This window comes from Herbaspirillum sp. YR522, assembly GCF_000282575.1.
Classification (GTDB): domain Bacteria; phylum Pseudomonadota; class Gammaproteobacteria; order Burkholderiales; family Burkholderiaceae_D; genus Herbaspirillum.
Map to the genome: position 1 here is coordinate 47,562 of NZ_AKJA01000156.1, position 19,543 is coordinate 67,104.

21 protein-coding genes are annotated in these 19,543 nt (G+C 64.7%); 15 read left to right on the forward strand and 6 right to left on the reverse strand.

Annotated features, from left to right (window positions below):
- Positions 1–161: 161 nt before the first annotated feature.
- The 12 genes from urtB (at position 162) to PMI40_RS21995 (ending at position 10,374) form a co-directional block, all read left to right on the forward strand.
- Positions 162–1,778 carry an urea ABC transporter permease subunit UrtB gene (urtB, locus tag PMI40_RS21940; RefSeq protein ID WP_008120033.1) on the forward strand — a complete coding sequence of 539 codons (1,617 nt, stop codon included), beginning with the start codon at positions 162–164 and terminating at the stop codon, positions 1,776–1,778.
- On the forward strand, positions 1,775–2,884 hold the full coding sequence (urtC, locus tag PMI40_RS21945; protein WP_008120035.1) for an urea ABC transporter permease subunit UrtC: 1,110 nt from the start codon (positions 1,775–1,777) through the stop codon (positions 2,882–2,884). The genes urtB and urtC overlap by 4 nt, the downstream gene beginning before the upstream one ends.
- Entirely contained in the window at positions 2,881–3,738 is an 858-nt protein-coding gene (gene urtD, locus PMI40_RS21950; RefSeq protein WP_008120037.1) for an urea ABC transporter ATP-binding protein UrtD, read from the forward strand. Before urtC ends, urtD begins: the two co-directional genes overlap by 4 nt.
- Before the next feature lie 13 nt (positions 3,739–3,751).
- Positions 3,752–4,450, forward strand: a complete 699-nt coding sequence (gene urtE / locus PMI40_RS21955) for an urea ABC transporter ATP-binding subunit UrtE (RefSeq protein ID WP_008120039.1) — start codon at positions 3,752–3,754, stop codon at positions 4,448–4,450.
- 66 nt (positions 4,451–4,516) lie between these two features.
- Positions 4,517–5,401, forward strand: coding sequence for an urease accessory protein UreD (locus PMI40_RS21960; protein WP_008120042.1), 885 nt, complete (start codon positions 4,517–4,519; stop codon positions 5,399–5,401).
- A 51-nt stretch (positions 5,402–5,452) separates the two neighbouring features.
- Positions 5,453–5,755 carry an urease subunit gamma gene (locus PMI40_RS21965; protein ID WP_008120043.1) on the forward strand — a complete coding sequence of 101 codons (303 nt, stop codon included), beginning with the start codon at positions 5,453–5,455 and terminating at the stop codon, positions 5,753–5,755.
- A 15-nt stretch (positions 5,756–5,770) separates the two neighbouring features.
- Positions 5,771–6,100, forward strand: a complete 330-nt coding sequence (locus PMI40_RS21970; RefSeq protein WP_008120045.1) for an urease subunit beta — start codon at positions 5,771–5,773, stop codon at positions 6,098–6,100.
- Position 6,101: 1 nt separating this feature from the next.
- Complete coding sequence (gene ureC / locus PMI40_RS21975) at positions 6,102–7,802, forward strand: urease subunit alpha (protein ID WP_008120047.1); 1,701 nt, start codon at positions 6,102–6,104, stop codon at positions 7,800–7,802.
- A 17-nt stretch (positions 7,803–7,819) separates the two neighbouring features.
- Complete coding sequence (gene ureE / locus PMI40_RS21980) at positions 7,820–8,350, forward strand: urease accessory protein UreE (RefSeq protein WP_008120049.1); 531 nt, start codon at positions 7,820–7,822, stop codon at positions 8,348–8,350.
- A 16-nt stretch (positions 8,351–8,366) separates the two neighbouring features.
- Entirely contained in the window at positions 8,367–9,047 is a 681-nt protein-coding gene (locus PMI40_RS21985) for an urease accessory protein UreF (protein ID WP_040502687.1), read from the forward strand.
- Positions 9,048–9,073: 26 nt separating this feature from the next.
- Positions 9,074–9,706, forward strand: coding sequence for an urease accessory protein UreG (gene ureG, locus PMI40_RS21990; RefSeq protein ID WP_040502682.1), 633 nt, complete (start codon positions 9,074–9,076; stop codon positions 9,704–9,706).
- A gap of 44 nt (positions 9,707–9,750) precedes the next feature.
- Positions 9,751–10,374: a HupE/UreJ family protein gene (locus PMI40_RS21995; RefSeq protein ID WP_008120054.1), complete on the forward strand. Its 624-nt coding sequence runs from the start codon at positions 9,751–9,753 to the stop codon at positions 10,372–10,374.
- A gap of 27 nt (positions 10,375–10,401) precedes the next feature.
- Here PMI40_RS21995 and glpD read toward each other — a convergent pair whose 3' ends face one another.
- The 5 genes from glpD to phnD form a co-directional block, all read right to left on the reverse strand.
- Complete coding sequence (gene glpD, locus PMI40_RS22000; RefSeq protein ID WP_008120056.1) at positions 10,402–11,937, reverse strand: glycerol-3-phosphate dehydrogenase; 1,536 nt, start codon at positions 11,935–11,937, stop codon at positions 10,402–10,404.
- Positions 11,938–11,976: 39 nt separating this feature from the next.
- Positions 11,977–12,810, reverse strand: coding sequence for a phosphonate ABC transporter, permease protein PhnE (gene phnE, locus PMI40_RS22005; protein ID WP_008120058.1), 834 nt, complete (start codon positions 12,808–12,810; stop codon positions 11,977–11,979).
- Positions 12,803–13,606, reverse strand: a complete 804-nt coding sequence (gene phnE / locus PMI40_RS22010; protein WP_008120062.1) for a phosphonate ABC transporter, permease protein PhnE — start codon at positions 13,604–13,606, stop codon at positions 12,803–12,805. Before phnE (PMI40_RS22010) ends, phnE (PMI40_RS22005) begins: the two co-directional genes overlap by 8 nt.
- Positions 13,603–14,373, reverse strand: coding sequence for a phosphonate ABC transporter ATP-binding protein (phnC, locus tag PMI40_RS22015; protein WP_008120064.1), 771 nt, complete (start codon positions 14,371–14,373; stop codon positions 13,603–13,605). The genes phnE (PMI40_RS22010) and phnC overlap by 4 nt, the downstream gene beginning before the upstream one ends.
- A gap of 160 nt (positions 14,374–14,533) precedes the next feature.
- The gene (gene phnD / locus PMI40_RS22020) at positions 14,534–15,523 is read right to left on the reverse strand and encodes a phosphate/phosphite/phosphonate ABC transporter substrate-binding protein (protein WP_008120066.1); all 990 of its coding nucleotides are present in this window, start codon (positions 15,521–15,523) and stop codon (positions 14,534–14,536) included.
- A 254-nt stretch (positions 15,524–15,777) separates the two neighbouring features.
- On the opposite strand from phnD, the gene PMI40_RS22025 reads away from it, so the two are divergent.
- From PMI40_RS22025 to PMI40_RS22035, 3 genes are all read left to right on the forward strand, one after another.
- The gene (locus tag PMI40_RS22025) at positions 15,778–16,455 is read left to right on the forward strand and encodes a response regulator transcription factor (RefSeq protein ID WP_008120068.1); all 678 of its coding nucleotides are present in this window, start codon (positions 15,778–15,780) and stop codon (positions 16,453–16,455) included.
- Positions 16,456–16,458: 3 nt separating this feature from the next.
- Complete coding sequence (locus PMI40_RS22030) at positions 16,459–17,877, forward strand: sensor histidine kinase (protein WP_008120070.1); 1,419 nt, start codon at positions 16,459–16,461, stop codon at positions 17,875–17,877.
- A 77-nt stretch (positions 17,878–17,954) separates the two neighbouring features.
- A complete protein-coding gene (locus tag PMI40_RS22035) occupies positions 17,955–19,100 on the forward strand; it encodes a J domain-containing protein (RefSeq protein WP_008120072.1) in 1,146 nt (381 codons plus the stop codon).
- Between the two features lie 130 nt (positions 19,101–19,230).
- On the opposite strand, the gene PMI40_RS24485 is transcribed toward PMI40_RS22035, so the two are convergent.
- Positions 19,231–19,543: hypothetical protein (locus PMI40_RS24485; protein WP_369770854.1), on the reverse strand; the 313-nt coding region annotated here is incomplete at its 5' end.

The following is a 19,543-nucleotide window of genomic DNA, read 5'->3' on the forward strand; positions in this document are numbered from 1 at the left end:
GATACACGGCACCCGCATATCGAAGACGCGCCCGGCGCCGACCCAGGCCTGCATCGCATGCGGGTAGCAAGCCCCACCACGACAAGAAAGCCGCATCCCGACCGCCCCGTGTTCCGGCGCCAGCACCGTGCCCGGTCCATGCGCGTCGCTGCGCAACGACCATGAAACCAATCATCCCGTTCTTGCGCGTCCTGCTGGCGACGTGGCTCTGCGCGCATGCGCTTGCCGCCACCGCCGCCATCGATCCCGCGCTGTTGAAGCCCCTGGGGGGAGACGACCCCGACGCCCGCATCGATGCGGTCAACCAGATCGCAGCGCTGGCCAATGGCGATGCCGTCAAGGTCCTCAAGGCGCTCAACAGCGATGCGCTGTACGCCACCCCGGACGGCAAGGTGCTCATCGTCGACGACGCCGGCAACGCCTTCGATCCCGCCACCGACAAGACCGGTCCGGCGCCGGACGACGCCGAAGGCATCACCATCAACAACCGGCTGCGCGGCGCGGTCGACGGCGCGCTGTCGGGCCTGAAGCTGCTCTCCGAGAACCGCGACCAACGGCTCGCGGCGGCCACCGACCTGCTCAAGAGCGCCGATCCGGCACAACTGCCGCTGATCCAGAAAGCGCTGGCCAGGGAAAGCGATGCCCAGGTCAAGGACATCCTGCAACAGGTACAGGCCACGGCCAACCTGCACGCCGCCGATCCGGCCACCCGCCGTGCCGCCGTCAAGACCCTGGCCGAGACCACCAATGCAGCCCTCAAGCCGGCGCTGGAGCAACTGCTGTCCAGGAATGCCGACGGCACCTATGCCGAACCCGACGAGGGCGTGCGCATCGAGGCGGTGCGCACCCTGGCCGCGCTCGAGCGGCACCTGTCCATCGTCGACTTTGCCGGCAAGCTGTTCTACGGCGTCTCGCTGGGCAGCGTGCTGTTGCTGGCGGCGCTGGGCCTGGCCATCACCTTCGGCCTGATGGGCATCATCAACATGGCGCATGGCGAGCTGCTGATGATCGGCGCCTATACCACCTACGTCTGCCAGCTGGTGTTTCGCAAGTTCTTCCCTGGCGCCATCGATGCATACCTGGTGGTGGCGCTGCCCGCCGCCTTCATCGTCGCCGCGGCCGTGGGTATCGCGCTGGAGCGACTGGTGATCCGCTGGCTCTATGGCCGGCCGCTGGAAACCCTGCTCTGCACCTGGGGCATCAGCCTGATGCTGATGCAAGGCGTGCGTTCGATCTTCGGCGCCCAGAACGTCGAGGTGGCCAATCCGAGCTGGATGTCGGGCGGGGTCACGGTACTGGGATCGCTGGTGCTGTCGTACAACCGCATCGTGATCGTGTTCTTCGCGCTGTTGGTGGTGCTGGCGGTATGGCTGATCCTCAACAAGACGCGCCTGGGCCTGTTCGTGCGGGCGGTCACCCAGAACCGTCGCATGGCGTCCTGCGTGGGCGTATCGACCGGTCGCATCGACATGATGACCTTCGGCCTGGGTTGCGGCATCGCCGGCCTGGGCGGAGTGGCGCTGTCGCAGCTGGGCAACGTCGGGCCCGACCTCGGCCAGGGCTATATCGTCGACTCGTTCATGGTGGTGGTATTGGGTGGCGTGGGCCAGCTGGCCGGTACCGTGATCGCCGCCTTCGGACTGGGCGAGGTCAATAAATTCCTGGAACCGGTGGCCGGCGCGGTGCTGGCCAAGATCGCCATCCTGGTGTTCATCATCGTCTTCATCCAGAAGCGTCCGCAAGGCCTCTTCGCACTCAAGGGCAGGAGCGTCGAATGATTATCCGACCTTCATTGTTTTCGCGGCCGGCCTGGACCGGCATCGTGGCATGCACCGTGGTGCTGGCGCTGCTGCCGATGTGCAACCTGCTGTTGCCGGCCGACAGCGCACTGCACGTGTCGAGCTACACCATCGCGCTGACCGGCAAGTTCATGTGCTACGCCATGGCCGCACTGGCGCTGGACCTGGTATGGGGCTACACCGGCATCCTGTCGCTGGGGCACGGGGTGTTCTTTGCGCTGGGCGGCTATGCGCACGGCATGTACCTGATGCGCGCCATCGGCCGCGACGGTGTCTACCAGAGCAACCTGCCGGACTTCATGGTGTTCCTGAACTGGAAGGCCTATCCGTGGTACTGGTGGATGACCGAGCACTTCTGGTTCGCCATGCTGCTGGTGGTGCTGGTGCCGGGCCTGCTGGCGTTCGTGTTCGGCTATTTCGCGTTCCGCTCGCGCATCAAGGGCGTGTATTTCTCGATCATCACGCAGGCCATGACGTTTGCCTTCATGTTGCTGTTCTTCCGCAACGACACCGGCTTCGGCGGCAACAACGGCTTTACCGATTTCAAGCGCATCCTCGGCTATACCATCACCGCGCCCGGCACCAAGGCCGCGCTGTACCTGGTCACGCTGGTGCTGCTGCTGGGCGCGCTGCTGCTGTGCCGCCTGGTCGTCACGTCCAAGCTCGGCCGCGTGCTGCAGGGCGTGCGCGATTCGGAATCGCGCCTGATGTTCATCGGCTACAACCCGCTGTGGTTCAAGCTCTTCGTGTGGACCTTGTCGGCTGTCATCTGCGGTATCGCCGGTGCCCTGTACGTGCCGCAGGTGGGCATCATCAACCCGTCCGAGATGTCGCCGGCCAACTCGATCGAGATGGTGATCTGGGCCGCAGTGGGCGGGCGCGGCTCGCTGCTGGGTCCGATCATCGGTGCCTTCACCGTCAATGGACTCAAGAGCTGGTTTACGGCCGCCTTCCCCGATCTGTGGCTGTACGCACTGGGCCTGATCTTCATCCTGGTCACGCTGTTCATGCCGCAGGGGATCGTGGGCCTGATCCAGAAACTGAAGAAGCCGCACGCGGCACCGACATCCAAGGAGACCGCATGAGCGAACTGGTTCCCAACCGGCTCTCGACCGGCAGCGGCGGGCAGGATAGCCCGCACGCCGACCATGGCACCTCCTACGAGCGCATCAAGCCCGAAGGCGTCGATACCACCCACGGCGCCATCCTGTACCTGGAAAACATCACCGTGTCGTTCGATGGCTTCAAGGCCATCAACAATCTCAACCTCGACATCTCGGTGGGCGAGCTGCGCTGCATCATCGGCCCCAATGGCGCCGGCAAGACCACCATGATGGATGTGATCACGGGCAAGACCCGACCCAGCGCCGGCACGGCCTTCTTCGGCCAGACCATCGACCTCACCCGCATGACCGAATACGAGATCGCGCACATGGGCATCGGCCGCAAGTTCCAGCGACCGACCGTGTTCGAGCAGCACTCGGTGTTCGAGAACCTGGAACTGGCGATGAAGATGGACAAGCGCGTCAAGACCACGCTGTTCGCCCGGCTCGATTCGCACCAGGTCGGCAAGATCGAGGAGATCCTCAGGCTGATCCGCCTGCACGGCCAGGAAAACCGCGTCGCCGGCCTGCTCTCGCACGGCCAGAAGCAATGGCTGGAAATCGGCATGCTGCTGATGCAGGAGCCGCAATTGCTGCTGCTCGACGAACCGGTGGCCGGCATGTCCGACGCCGAGACCGAGCGCACCGCCGAATTGCTCAACGAACTGCGCGGCAAGCATTCGATCATGGTGGTGGAACATGACATGGGCTTCGTCGAGGAAATCGCGCAGGGCGGCAAGGTCACCGTGCTGCACGAGGGGTCGGTGCTGGCCGAGGGCAACATGCAGCAGGTGCAATCCAACGAGCGCGTGATCGAAGTCTATCTGGGACGTTAAGGCGGATAACAATATGCTGCAAGTCAATCAACTGAACCAGTACTACGGCGCCGCGCATACCTTGCGTGGCGTCTCGATCGCGGTGGAAAAGGGCAAGTGCCTGTCGCTGCTGGGCCGCAACGGCGTGGGCAAGACCACGCTGCTGAAATGCCTCATGGGTGTGTTGCCGGTGGCGGCCGGCAACGTGCTGTTCGAGGGTCAGGACATCACCCGCTTGAAACCGCACCAGCGCGCACGGCTGGGCGTGGCCTACGTGCCGCAGGGTCGCGAGATCTTCGCGCGCCTGACGGTGGAAGAAAACCTGCTCATGGGCATGGCCACCAAGTCCGGCCGTCGCGCCTCGCTCATCAAGGGCGAGGTCTACGAACTGTTTCCAGTGTTGAAGGAGATGCTGCATCGCCGTGGCGGCGACCTGTCCGGCGGCCAGCAGCAACAACTGGCCATCGCCCGCGCCTTGCTGGCCGAACCCAAGCTGATCATCCTGGACGAGCCGACCGAAGGCATCCAGCCGTCGATCATCAAGGATATCGGCCGCGTCATCAGCCTGCTGCGCCAACGGGGCGATATCGGCATCTTGCTGTGCGAGCAGTATTTCGACTTCGCGCGGGAGCTGGCCGACACCTTCGTGGTGATGTCGCGCGGCGAAGTGGTGGCCTCGGGCGTACAGGCCGAGATGGATGGCGAGCACGTCAAGAGGCACCTGGCCGTGTAGTCCATCCGGGCCGGCCGCTTGCGCTACACTCGCGGCTGCCGCCCACCATCGACTCAATGACAAGGTATGAAACGAATTTCCGGCCAGGCAGAACCGATCATCGCGGCCCCCTCCGAGGCGCGCCATGCGCCGGACCAGGCGCGCCTGGCATTGGGCTTTACCGATGACGGCGGAGTCACCCGCCTGACACGACGCCAGCACTTCGGCCCGTTGCGCGTGCAAAAGCCGCTGTACCCCGAGCATGCCTCGGTGTGCCACGCCGTGATCGTGCATCCTCCCGGTGGCATCGTCGGCGGCGACCAGCTCGACATCAGCGCCGAGGTGGGTGCCGGCGCGCATGCATTGCTGACCACTCCGGGCGCCGGCAAGTGGTATCGGGCCCATGGCCGGCAGTCGCAGCAGGCGGTGCGGCTGCAGGCGCAGCCTGGCGCTACGCTGGAATGGCTGCCGCAGGAAACCATCTTCTTCGACGCCGCCGATGTGCGCATGACGCACGAGGTCGAGCTGGCCGCCGATGCCGCCTATATCGGCGCCGAGATCCTGTGCTTCGGCCGTACCGCGTCGGGCGAGGTGTTCCGGCGCGGCAGCGTGGCCCAGCGCACCAGCATCCGCCGCGGCGGCAAGCTGGTGTGGTTCGAGCAGGGCCGGCTGCAGGCCGAACAGGGCGCCATGTCCGGTGCACTGGCGCTGGACGGCCAGGCCATCTGCGCCACGCTGGTGGCGGTGGGCGATGGCATGGACCAGGCGCTGCTGGCGCGGCTGCGCCAGCACATCGGCGAACTGGGCCTGGAAGGACGCAGCGGCGCCACGCTGATGAAGCAGGTACTGGTGGCGCGCTACATGGGACAATCCAGCCTGGTGGCAAGGCAATGGCTGCATGCGGCCTGGCATGTGCTGCGCGCGCCGGTGCTGGCGCGCGAGGCGGCCATCCCGCGCATCTGGAACACCTGAACCATCCGATTATCTTAGACCGCTATGGCCGCGTGACGGCCGGGAGCCAACATGGATCTGACCCCGAGAGAAAAAGACAAGCTGCTCATCTTCACCGCCGCATTGCTGGCCGAACGTCGCCGCGCGCGTGGCCTCAAGCTCAACTATCCCGAGGCGGTGGCGCTGATCACCGCGGCCATCATGGAAGGTGCGCGCGACGGCAAGACGGTGGCCGAACTGATGTCCGAGGGCGCCACCATCCTGACCCGCGCCGACGTGATGGAAGGCATCGCCGAGATGATTCCCGACATCCAGGTCGAGGCCACCTTCCCGGACGGCAGCAAGCTGGTCACCGTGCACAACCCGATTCCCTGATTCCAGGAGCTCTTGATGATTCCAGGCGAAATGCTGGTCGAACCCGGCGAGATCGAACTCAATGCCGGACGCCCCACGGCCACCGTGACGGTCGCCAACAGCGGCGACCGCCCGATACAGGTGGGGTCCCATTTTCATTTCTACGAAACCAATCCGGCCTTGCTGTTCGAGCGCAATGCCGCCTACGGCATGCGGCTCAACATCGCCGCCGGTACCGCGGTGCGCTTCGAGCCGGGCCAGCAGCGCACGGTCGAACTGGTGGCGTTGGCGGGCGATCGCCGGGTCTACGGCTTCAATGCGCTGGTCATGGGCCGACTCAGGAAACAACTCGACAAGGGGCAATGAGATGAGCAGGATTTCCCGTTCGGCCTATGCCGAGATGTTCGGCCCCACCGTGGGCGACCGCGTACGCCTGGCCGATACCGAGCTGTTCCTGGAGGTGGAGAAGGACTTCACCATCTATGGCGAGGAAGTGAAATTCGGCGGCGGCAAGGTGATCCGCGACGGCATGGGCCAGTCGCAGCGCGCCCACGCCGACGTCATGGACACCGTCATCACCAACGCCCTCATCGTCGACCACTGGGGCATCGTCAAGGCCGACATCGGTATCAAGGGCGGCAAGATCGCTGGCATCGGCAAGGCCGGCAACCCCGACATCCAGCCCGGCGTGACCATGGCCATCGGCGGCGCCACCGAGATCATCGCCGGCGAAGGCATGATCGTCACCGCCGGCGGCATCGACAGCCACATCCACTTCATCTGCCCGCAGCAGATCGAGGAGGCGCTCATGAGCGGCGTGACCACCATGCTGGGCGGCGGCACCGGCCCGGCAGTGGGCACCGCCGCGACCACCTGCACGCCCGGGCCGTGGCACATCCATTCGATGCTGGCCGCGGCCGACGCCTTTCCGATGAACCTGGGCTTTTTGGGCAAGGGCAACGTCAGCCTGCCGCTGCCGCTGGAAGAACAGATCAACGCCGGCGCCATCGGCCTCAAGCTGCACGAGGACTGGGGTTCGACCCCGGCTGCCATCGACAATTGCCTGACCGTGGCCGACCGCATGGATATCCAGGTGGCGATCCATACCGACACGCTCAACGAGGGGGGCTTCCTCGAGCACACGCTGGCCGCCTTCCGCGATCGCACCATCCACACCTTCCACACAGAAGGTGCCGGTGGCGGTCATGCGCCCGACATCATCGCCGCCGTCGGCCAGGGCAACGTGCTGCCGTCGTCGACCAACCCGACCCGTCCGTTTACGGTCAATACCCTCGACGAGCACCTCGACATGCTGATGGTGTGCCATCACCTCGACCCGGCCATCGCCGAGGACATCGCCTTTGCCGAGTCGCGCATCCGGCGCGAGACCATCGCCGCCGAGGATATCCTGCACGACATCGGCGCCATCTCGATGATGTCGTCGGATTCGCAGGCCATGGGGCGGGTGGGCGAAGTCATCATGCGCACCTGGCAGACCGCCCACAAGATGAAGGTGCAGCGCGGCTCGCTGGCAGAGGACCCGTCGCGGCACGACAATTTCCGCATCAAGCGCTACATCGCCAAGTACACCATCAACCCGGCCATCACGCATGGCATCTCGCACGTGGTGGGTTCGCTGGAGATCGGCAAGATCGCCGACATCGTGCTGTGGAAGCCGGCCTTCTTCGGCGCCAAGCCCTCGATGATCCTCAAGAGCGGCATGATCGCCGCGGCCCAGATGGGCGACCCCAATGCCTCCATCCCGACCCCGCAGCCGGTGCATTACCGGATGATGTTCGGCGCCTTCGGCGGCGGCCTGAAGACTTCGCTGACCTTCGTTTCGCAGGCCGCCTTCAACGCCGGCATCGGCGAACAGCTCAAGCTCGACAAACCCGTGGTGGCGGTCAGGAACATGCGCCACCTGCGCAAGCGCGACATGATCCACAATGGCGCCACGCCAACGATGGAGGTCGACTCCGAGACCTATGAAGTGCGCGCCGATGGCGAACTGCTGGTCTGCGAGCCGGCAGTCTCGCTGCCGTTGGCGCAACGTTACTTCCTGTTCTGACTGATTCATCACAACCCATGCTCACACTCAATACCAAGATCGAACAAGCCGACCGGATCGACGGCGAACTGGTGCTGCCCTACGACCAGCGCGAGAAGAGCCGCCTGCGCGCCACCATGACCTCGGGCGAGGACGTGGCGGTGTTCACGCTGCGCGGCACGGTGCTGCGCGATGGCGACCTGCTGCGCGGCGACGATGGCCGGGTGGTCAAGATCACGGCCGCGGCCGAAGCCACCTACCGGGTCGATGCGGCCAGTGCGCACCTGTTGCTGCGCTGTGCCTTCCACCTCGGCAATCGCCATACGCAGGCCCATGTCGGCCAGGATGGCGGGGCAGGTTTCCTGCGTATCCGGCGCGATCCGGTCCTCAAGGAAATGCTGGAAGGCCTGGGCGCGCAGGTGCGCGAGGAACAGGCCGCCTTCGAGCCCGAGTCGGGTGCCTATGGCGGCGGTCATCACCATCATGGCGACGACCATGCGCACCATCCGCTGGCGCCGATTCCGCTGCGCCAGAAGATCCACCGCCCCGGCGACCGGCAGGAAACCTGAGCCGATGGTCGAGTCCATGCAGGCCACCGCATTGCTGCACCTGCTGCAACTGGCCAGCCCGTCGCTGCCGATCGGCGGCTACAGCTATTCGCAAGGGCTGGAGGCCGCCATCGAATGCGGCCGGGTGCGCGACGAGGCCAGCGCCAGGAACTGGATCGTGCAGGCGTTGCACGAAGTGATGGCGCGTTTCGAGGCACCCATCTTCGCCCGCCTGGTGCGCGGCTTCGCGTCGCGCGACGCCGGCGTCGTGACGCTGTGGACCGAACGCTTCGTGGCGGCGCGCGACACCTCCGAATTTCGCGCCGAGACGATACAGATGGGCTATTCGCTGAGCAAGCTGGCGACCGATCTCAAGCTGGGCGACCAGGAGCTGGTGGCGCTGCTGCAGGCGCAGCCCGACGTGCCGCTGCCGACTGCGCTGGCGTTTGCCGCCGTGGCGCTGGCGGTGCCCTGCGAAGCGGCGCTGCTGGGCATGCTGTTTTCGTGGGCCGAGAACCAGGTGCTGGCGTGCGTCAAGACCGTGCCGCTGGGCCAGGTGGCGGGGCAGCGCATCTTGCTGTCCCTGCGGCCCGAACTGGAACAGGCGGCGGCCACGGCGCACACGCTGCAAGACGACGAATTATCGAACTGGTCACCCGGGCTGTCGCTGCTGTCGATGCAGCATGAAGTGCAGTACAGCCGGATCTACCGTTCGTGATGACCAACCTAGAGAAAGAACCACACATGAGCAATTCCATCTCCAATCCGCTGCGCGTGGGCATCGGCGGCCCGGTCGGTTCCGGCAAGACCGCGCTGTGCGAAATGCTGTGCAAGCGCATGCGCGACCACTACGACATGGCCGTCATCACCAACGACATCTACACCAAGGAAGACATGGAGATCCTGCTGCGCGCCGACGCGTTGCCGGCGGAGCGCCTGATGGGGGTGGAAACCGGCGGCTGCCCGCACACGGCCATCCGCGAGGACGCCTCGATCAATCTCGAGGCGATCGCCCGCATGAGCGCTGACTTCCCGGACCTCGACCTGATCCTGGTGGAATCCGGCGGCGACAACCTGGCCGCCACCTTCAGCCCGGAACTGTCGGACCTGACCATCTATGTGATCGACGTGGCCGGCGGCGAGAAGATCCCGCGCAAGGGTGGCCCCGGCATCACCCGTTCCGACTTGCTGATCATCAACAAGACCGATCTGGCTCCCTACGTGGGCGCCAATCTCGATATCATGGCGGCCGATGCCAAGCGCATGCGCGGCGAGCGGCCCTTCGTGTTCACCAACCTGCGCAGCGGCGACGGTGTGGAGACGGTGATCGAGTACATCCGCAAGCAGGGCCTGCTCGACCAGAAACCCGCCGCTTGAGCCCATCGAAGAACGATTTCACGATAGATTGACCAGGAGAAAACATGTCCACCCTTACCACCAAGACCTTGACCACCAACAGCGCACGCCTGGGCGTGCTGGCCTTGACCGCGCTGGCTGCCGGCAGCGCACTGGCGCATCCTGGCCATCCGGATTCGATCATGAGCGCCACGGCCAGCCTGGCCGCCGGCTTCGACCACCCGTTCTCGGGCATCGACCATCTGCTGGCGATGCTGGCCGTGGGCCTGTGGGCAGCGCAACACCGGCAGCGCGCCTTGTGGGTGCTGCCGCTGGCGTTTCCGGTGATGATGGTGGTGGGGGCCTTGCTGGCCATCGCGGGCCTGTCGCTGCCCGGCGTGGAGACCGGCATTGCGGCCTCGGTGGCGGTGCTGGGCCTGTTGATCGCGTTTGCGGTGCGTCTGCCGCTTTGGGGCAGCACCCTGGTGGTGTCGCTGTTCGCGTTGTTCCACGGCTATGCGCACGGCACCGAGCTGCCGCACGGTTCGATGGCGGCCCTGTATGGTGCCGGCTTCGTGCTGGCCACGGCGATCCTGCATGCGGCCGGGCTGATCGTGGGCGTGGTGGCCGGCCGCCGGATGGCCGACCGGGTGGTACGCATCGGCGGCGTCGGCATCGCTGCCGTGGGCGCCTACCTGCTGGCGGCCTGATCGACCGGCCGCCCGGGCCTGCTCACCTTAACCCTGCGCAGCCAGCCAGCTATCCAGCACGGCCGCGCTGCCGGCAGGCAGATGCAGGCCCAGCTTGGAGCGGCGCCACAGGATATCTGCAGCGCACGTAGCCCATTCGTGCCGCTGCAGGTACTTCACCTCGACGGCAAACAGCCCCTCGAGAATCTGCTCCCCCATGTCCTGCACACAGGTACAGCCCTCCAGCAACTGGTGGACACGGCTGCCGTAGGCGCGCGCATAGCGATGCAGCAGCGCCGGCGACAGCCAGCTGTAGCGCGCCTGCAATTGCTGTACGAACACATCGAATTGGCGCACCGAACGGTTCTCGGGCTTGGGACCGAACAGGTCGCCGCCCGGCAGACAGGCATCGGCGGTCCATGGACCGCGCTGGTTGCCCAGGGCCGGCGCGATCAGGTCGACCGCCTCTTCGGCCAGCTTGCGGAAGGTGGTGATCTTGCCACCGAACACCGACAGCAGCGGGGCACCATCGGTGTTGAGGTCGAGCTGGTAGTCGCGCGTCACGGCCGAGGCATCGGCGGCGGCGTCTTCCAGCAGCGGGCGCACGCCGGAATAGGTCCACACCACGTCGTCCGGGGTGATGGGGCGGCTGAAGTAGCGGTTCGAGAGCGTGCACAGGTAGTCGATCTCTTCGTCCGAGATGGCGACGTTGTCGGTCGGCCCCTGGTATTCGACGTCGGTGGTACCGATGAGCGTGAAATCGCGCTCGTAGGGAATCGCAAAGACGATACGACCGTCCGGATTCTGGAAGATATAGGCGTGGTCATGCTCGAACAGGCGCCGCACGACGATATGGCTGCCCTTGATCAGGCGCACCGACTTGGTCGAGCGCACTTGCGCGGCGCCGTCCAGGAAGCGCGCCACCCAGGGGCCGGCCGCATTGACCGCGCCCCGCGCGCGTACGGTGCTGATGCTGCCGTCGGCATGCTGCAGTCCGGCCAGCCAGGCGCCATCTTCGCGCTTGAGCGAAGTGCAGCGCGTTCGGGTGAGCACGCGCGCGCCCTGGTCGGCCGCCCCCAGGGCATTGAGCACGACCAGGCGGGCATCGTCGACCCAGCCGTCGGAATAGACGAAGCCGCGCTTGAACTGCGGCTTGAGCGGCGCGCCCGATGCATGGCGCCGCAGGTCGAGCGTGCGCGAGCCCGGCAGCAATTCGCGTCGTGCCAGGTGGTCGTACAGGAACATGCCCAGGCGGATCAGCCAGGCCGGCCGCTGGCCTTCATCGTGCGGCATGACGAAGCGCATCGGCCACATGATGTGGGGCGCGCTGCGCAGCAGCACCTCGCGTTCGATCAGCGCCTTGCGCACCAGGCCGAATTCGTAATGCTCGAGATAGCGCAAGCCACCATGGATGAGCTTGCTCGACGACGACGAGGTATGCGCGGCCAGGTCGTGCTGTTCGCACAGCACCACCGACAGGCCGCGACCGGCGGCGTCGCGCGCGATGCCGGCGCCGTTGATGCCACCGCCCACCACCAGCAGGTCGCAGTCATGATGGCTGGATTGTTTGATTTCTTGTTGCATGACCGGAATTGTGAGTGATGGGCGTTGTTACGTTCAAGCTTAGAGCACGCGCTTGCGGATCTGGGTCACGGCGACCTCGGTGACGATCACGATGGCGAAGATAGACACCAGCACCGTCGCCACGCGTGGCCACTGGAACAGGTTCAGGGCGGTGTCGAGCACCATGCCCACGCCACCGGCGCCGACGATGCCAAGCACAGCCGACTCGCGCACGTTGATATCCCAGCGCAGCAGCACGATGGACATGAAGGCGGGCTTCAACTGTGGCCAGTAACCATACCAGATCTCCGAGAACTTGCTGGCGCCGGACGCCTGCAGGGCTTCGATCGGGCCGCGCGGCATCTGTTCGATGGTTTCACCGGCCATCTTGCCCACGAAACCGATCGAGCGGAAGGCGATGGCCAGCGTGCCGGCCAGCGGACCGGGTCCGAAGATGGCCAGGAACAGCAGCGCCCAGACCAGCGAATTGACCGAACGGCTAGCCACCAGCACCACCCGCGCAAACACGTTCAAGCCGCGGTGACGGGTCAGGTTGGGCGCTACCAGCAGGCCGAATGGAATGGCCAGCACGATCGCCAGCAGGGTGCCCAGGGTAGCGATATGCAGCGTCTCGATCAGGCCGGCCTGGACGTCGCTGGCAAAGTAAGCCCAGTCGACCGGCCACATGCGGGCCAGCATGTCGCTCATCTGTTCCGGTGCGTCGTAGAGGAATTCCGGGATGATCTCGATGTAGCGCATCGATTGCACGACGGCCACGGCGATGACCAGCCACACGGCAAAGCGCAGCAGGCGCTGGCCCAGCGTGTGGCGCTGCCATTCGCGTTCGGCCGGACTGAGGGCGACCGCAGGGGTGCGCAAGGTGGTATCAGACATTGAAGACCTTCTTGACCGAGTTCGCCAGCAGTTCGCCGACGACGATGATAGTGATGATGGTGAGCAGGATGGTCAGCACGAAGTCGTAGTCGAAGCGCTGGAACGCCGAGAACAGCACGCCGCCCACGCCACCGGCACCGACGATGCCGACCATGGTCGAGTTGCGCAGGTTGGAGTCGAGCTGGTAGGTCGAGAAGCCGACGAAGCGCGACAGCACCTGTGGCAGCACGCCGAACAGGATCACGTTCATGAACGAGGCGCCGGTGGCGCGGATGGCCTCGACCTGCTTGATCGAGATCTCTTCGATGGCTTCGGCGAACAGCTTGCCGATGAAGCCGATCGACGCCACGATCAGCGCCAGCACGCCGGCCAGCGCGCCGAACCCGACCGCCTTGACGAACAGGATGGCGACGATCACCGGGTGCAGCGAGCGGCATACCGACACGAACGCGCGCGCCGGCCACGAGATCCAGGCCGGCATCAGGTTGCGCGCGCCCATGAGGCCGATCGGCAGCGAGAACAGGATGCCGAACAGCGACGCCAGCACGGCGATCTGCAGGGTTTCCTTGATGCCGCCCCAGAGGATGTCGCCCTTGCTGACATCAGGCGGGAACATGCGCGCCAGGAACTTGGCGCCATTGCCCAGGCCCGACGAAAAGCGGTCCCACGAGAAACCGAGCTGGGTGGCGGCATAGACGGCGTAGGCCAGGATCAGCCAGACCACGATGCGGGTGGCAAGCTGCGGGCGAAACGCCAGGCTTACCCGCGCGGGGGAAGAGGTGGTGGTCGGGTTCATGCCAGCCAGTCCTCGCCGCCGTAGATCTGCTTGAGGAAGTCGTCGCTCAGGTTCTCTGCGTTGCCGTCGTAGACCACGTGTCCGCCGGACATGCCGATGATGCGATCGGCGTAGCGCTTGGCCAGTTCGACGTCGTGGATGTTGACGATCACCGGGATCTTCTGGGCCCGACCCTGCTCCTTGAGCAGCGAGATGATCTCGAACGAGGTCTTGGGATCCAGCGAAGAGGTCGGCTCGTCGGCCAGCAGCAGGCGCGGGCGCTGCATCAGGGCGCGCGCGATACCGACGCGCTGGCGCTGTCCGCCCGACAGGGCGTCGGCGCGCTGGTTGGCAAAATTGCCCAGGCCGACGGTATCGAGCAATTCGAAGGCATGCGCGATGTCTTCCTTGGCGAAGTTACGACGCCATGCGGTCCAGGCGCCGACATAGCCCAGGCGGCCGCACAGCAGGTTTTCCATCACGCTCAGGCGCTCGACCAGGTTGTACTCCTGGAACACCATGCCGATGTGGCGACGGCTTTCGCGCAGGGCTCGGCCGCGCAGTTCGGCCAGGTTGACGCGACGGCCTTCGCTTTCGAACCAGATGGCGCCACGGCTGGGGTCGACCAGGCGGTTGATGCAGCGGATCAGGGTCGACTTGCCCGTGCCCGAGGGGCCGATGATGGCGACCAGGCCGGCGTCGCCGATCTTCAGGTCGATGCCTTTGAGGATGGGATGGCCGGGCTTGTATTCCTTGACCAGGCCCTGGATTTCGATGGCGTGTGACATGGGCGGAGCTTTCTATCGATGATTGCGGTCCGGCGGCGGGATGCAGCCGGCCGCGACCCGGGATTGCGCCCTGGTCGTAGGTCGTTTTCTGTTACGGGTATTGCCTGCAGCATGACCTGCAGGCCCCGCGCCCGGCAGCCGCCGGGGCGGGGGCTGTGAATTACTTCTTGCCCGAGTTCTGCTTGTCGTAGGCAGCGCGGTTGAAGGACTCGCCGGCGGTATGGGCCACGAAGCGCACCATCTCGAAGTCCTTCTTGTAGTTGATCGGGTAGAACCGATCAGCGCCCGCAAATGCCTTCTTGAGCTCATCGGTGAAACGATAGTCGTAGAAGCACTTGAGCATCTTGTCGCGGAACACCGGCTCCAGGTCATGCGCATAGGCAAAGTCCTGGGTCGGGAATTTCTCGCTGCGCCAGATGACGCGGAAGTTGTCGGCCTTGATCACACCGCGCTCGATCATGCGATCGAACACGTCGGATGCCACCGCGGCGGCGTCGTAGTCGCCCGAATTCACACCCAGGATCGACTGGTCATGCTTGCCCGAGAAGATCGGCTTGTAGTCTTTTTCAGGGACCACGCCCAGCTTGGGGAACAGCGCCATCGGCGCCATGTGGCCGGAATTGGACGACGGGGCGGTGTGCGCCACCTTCTTGCCCTTGAGGTCGCTCATCTTCTGGATCGGGCTGTCCTTGCGCACGATCACATTCACCGTGTAGCCCTGGTAACCCTTTTCGTCACCGATGACGGCAAACGGCACGGCACCGGCGATGTTGACGGCGAAGTTGGTCGGTCCCGGCGAGAAGCCGCCCACATGCAGGCGGCCGGAACGCATCGCTTCGATCTCGGCGGCGTTGGACTGGACCTGGAAGAACACGACCTTCTTGGCGGTACATTGCGACAGGTAGTCGGTGAAGGGCTTGAAGATCTTGTCGTAGACCGCTGGGTCCTCGACCGGGGTGAAGGTGAACACCAGGGTGTTGGGGGTCTTGAGCTTCTTCGGATCGGTCGGGGTATCGGCCGTCAGGTCCTTGTTGGCGTCGCAGTACTGCTGGTCGAGATCGCCACGGTTGGTGCAAGTGTCCTGCGCGAAGGCGATCGCCGGGGCGGTCAGTGCCAGGGCGAGCAGGGTCTTGATCAGACGCTGGGTCATGCTGTCTCCTAGAGGTTTGTAATCGTTGTCCGGACCACGGCGCGAGATGCCAGGCGGGACGTGAGCGGCAGTGTAGGTGAGCCGTGCGTTCTTCGCCACCATGCACAGCCGCAAAATGCCGGGTTTTCTTGCAGCCGGCTTTCACCAGCTTTCATTCTGCTTTCAAGCATGGCGCGTCGCGGCCGATGGCAGGGCTCGCACCATGACGCGATTGGCGGTATAAAGGCGGCTGTTCCCTTATTGAGGCCGCAACGATGCATATCCTGCTGGTGGAAGACGATATCGACATGTCGCGCGCCTTATTGCGCGCGCTGGAGCGACGCGACTTCCAGGTCACCCATTGCGCCGACGGCATCAGTGCGCTCTCGCATATCAAGGATGGCATCGGCGACCTGGTGGTGCTGGACCTGAACATTCCGGGACTGGATGGCCTGCACCTGTTGCAACGGATCCGCTCGCAGGACATCCATACGCCGGTCATCGTGCTGACCGCGCGCGGGGCGGTGGGCGACCGGGTGGTGGGGCTCAACGCCGGCGCCGACGACTACCTGGCCAAGCCGTTCGACCTGGACGAGCTCGATGCCCGTATCCGGGCGCTGCTGCGCCGCCGCAGCAATGCCGAGGACAGCGGACTGCGGTGCGCCCGCCTGCGACTGGATCGCAGCTCGGGGGCGTTCTACTGCGACGACGAGGCGCTCGAATTGACGCCGCGCGAGCATACCCTGCTCAAGACGCTGATTGCCAAGCCGGGCCATGCGGTGACCAAGGAGCGGCTGTTCCGGCTGGTGTTTCCGATGGAAGACAACACCCAGATCGAAGCCATCGAGGTAGTGGTCCATCGCTTGCGCAAGAAGCTGGCGCCGACCGGGACCGAGATCATGACGCTGCGTGGGCTGGGCTACCTGCTGCGTGCCCGGCCGGGCCAGGACTGAACCATGCGCCTGCTGTCGCGACGTCGCTCTTCGGTGCGCAGCTACCTGCTGGCGTGGATCATTTCGCCGATTGCGCTGTTCATCGTGATCGATTCGTTCTCGCTTTATCGCAATACGCTGGAGTCGGTCAATACCGCCTATGACCGTATGCTGGTCGCGTCGGTCCACTCGATCGGCGACTTGCTGCGCATCGAGAATGGCGAACTCAAGGCGTCGCTGCCGTATGCCGCGCTGGAGATCTACGAGGCCGATTATTCGAGCCGCATGATCTATCGCATCAATGATCTCGACGGCAAGTTCTTCGACGGCGACGAGGACCTGCCGGCCTACCGCGGCCGGCGCGACAACGCCGCCATCTACCCCTCGCTGGCGCACATCTACGAAGATACCTATAACGGCGTGCCGGTGAGGGTGGCAGCCCTGTTCCAGCCGGTGGTCACCAATGGCCCGCACGGTGCGGCGCTGGTACAGGTGGCCGAGACCATGGAGAACCGCAGTGCACTGGCGCGCAAGATCTTCTGGGAAACCCTGTTGCGCCAGGCTGCCTTGCTGGTGGTGATCGTGTCGGTGACGCTGTATGTGGTATCACGTGCGCTGCAACCGGTCGATGCGCTGCGACGCCAGCTTGACGGGCGGTCTGCCGACGACCTGTCGCCGGTGGATCCGCCGCTGGCGCCGCGCGAGCTGCAGCCCTTCATCAAGGCCCTCAACGAGTTGATGGCGCGGCTGCGCCGCCTGCTGGACCACCAGCAGCGCTTCGTGGCAAATGCCTCGCATCAGTTGCGCACGCCCCTGGCGGTGCTGAAGACACAACTTCAATCGGGCCTGCGCGGCGATGCGCCACCCCACGTGATCCTGGGCGAGATGTCGGGCACGGTAGAACGCGCCACCACGCTGGCCAACCAGTTGCTGTCGCTGGCCAAGGTCGAGCAATTGCGCGGCCGCGGGGTCCAGGAGGTGTGCGACCTGGCCATGCTGGCGCGCGAGACGGCGGTCGACCTGTCGCCGCTGATCGCGGAGAAAAGCCTCGATTTCGAACTCGATGGCGACAAGGTCTTCGTCATGGGACATCCCTGGATGGTGGGCGAGCTCATTTCCAACCTGTTGCACAATGCCATTCGTCACACGCCCGAGCAGGGCCGGCTTGGCATCCGTATCCGCCAATTCGAGGGGCGCGCCGAGTTGCTGGTATGGGACAGCGGCGGCGGCATTGCCGATGACGCAATGGAGACGGTGTTCAAGGCGTTCTCGTCCAGCGGTTCGTCCTCGGGCGGGCTGGGCTTGACCATTTGCGGCGAAATCGTCGATTCGATGGGCGCGGCGATCCGGCTGCATAATCGCCATGAGGGTGGCAGTCAATTCTGCTGCGGGCTCAATGCGAGCGTGTCGTTCGTGGCGGTCAGCGAACCGAGGTCCGGCTAGGCGCTGGCGCCTGGCTTTTTGGATGACAGCTTGCGGCTTGGTACACTGCAGGCTGACATGCCTTCTTCTTATTTCCCATGGTCGCTTCCAAGTCCAACGCTGTTTCACTCACTGCGCCCAGCGGCGCCGGCTCCAGCCTGTCGAAAGACCAGAAAGCCTTCAATACCTTGCTCAGGCAGATCGAGCAGCGACGCAAGTTGCTGGCCGGCTGGGAGCAGGTGAGTGCCGAGTGCCAGCCGGTCTATGTGCAGCAATTGCTGCCGCTGCGCTCGCGCTTTATTGCGCTTTCGCTCGAGTTGGTCGACAGGCTCGACGCACAGTTCGACGACGCCAAGCTGGCATCTTCCGATCGGCAAGCGATATCGGCGCTGATCCTCAACCTGCTCGAGCAGCATGGCGACCAGATGGCCGATGAGGCGCGGCTCAAGGCGCTCTACAACCGCCATTCAGGATCCGACTTCGACCAGGACATGACCCTCGAGGTGGAAGAACTCAAGGCGCGTATGGAGGCCATGTTTGGCGAGTCCCTGGGCGACGATATCGACATGAGTTCGCCCGACGAGGTCATGGCACGGGCGCGGGCCAAGATGGCCGAGCACCAGGCCCGGGAAATGGCCAAGAAGCAAGCCCGTGCCGAGCGCCGCGCTGCACGCTCGGGGCCGGCCAAGGCCGACGCAGCGGCACGGCGACGCGAAGCGGCCCAGGCCGAATTGACGCAATCGCTACGCGATATCTACCGCAAGCTCGCCAGCGCCCTGCACCCCGACCGCGAACCTGACGAGCTGATGCGTGCCCGCAAGACCGAGATGATGCAGTCTCTCAACGCCGCCTACGAAAAGCAGGACCTGCTGCATCTGCTGGAGCTGCAGATCCAGTTGCAGCAGATCGACCAGGACGCGCTCAATGAGCTTGGCGATGCGCGCCTGAAGCACTACAACAAGCTGCTGAAGGAACAGGCGACTGAGCTTGAACACGAGCTCTTGATGACCGAAGACCGGTTCCGGTCGATCTACTCGATTCATTCGCCGCAACGCCTCACGCCCGAGGCGGCGCGCCGCTGCCTGCACCTGGAGATCGTACGCATGCAGGATTACATCGATGGGGTCAGCGGTGACCTGGAAGTGTTTTCCGATGTGAAGGCGTTCAAGCGCTGGCTCAAGGAAATGAAGCGCCACATCAAGGAGGTCGCCGCCTATGAGGACAGAATGGGATTTTCGTACTGATCGGGCAGTATCCGTAGCGCCTCATCAGCAGGCAGTTTCGGACGCGGGTGTCGCACCTGGTTCTTTTATTTCAGCGCAGCACCAATGGTGTTAATGGTGTTTTTAAAGGATCTCCTTTGGGGATCCTTTTTCATTTGGGGGCCGGCTTTGATAGGCCGGCCATCATTGCTGACCGGAAGCGGCGGACGTAGCTCGGTGGCGGAGATCGCGAGAAGGTGACAATGGCGGAAAAGAAGGAAAGCGCATTGTGTATTGCCGGTATGACGCTCGATGCATGAAGATCAGAACGGGACTTGCGATGCTGACCAGGCTCAAGCGCCTGCGTCTTGAAAGTCATGGCGTCGGGTTGCGGGTTGCGGGTTGCGGGTTGCGGGTTGCGGGTTGCGGATTGCGGATTGCGGATTGCGGATTGCGGATTGCGGATTGCGGATTGCGGATTGCGG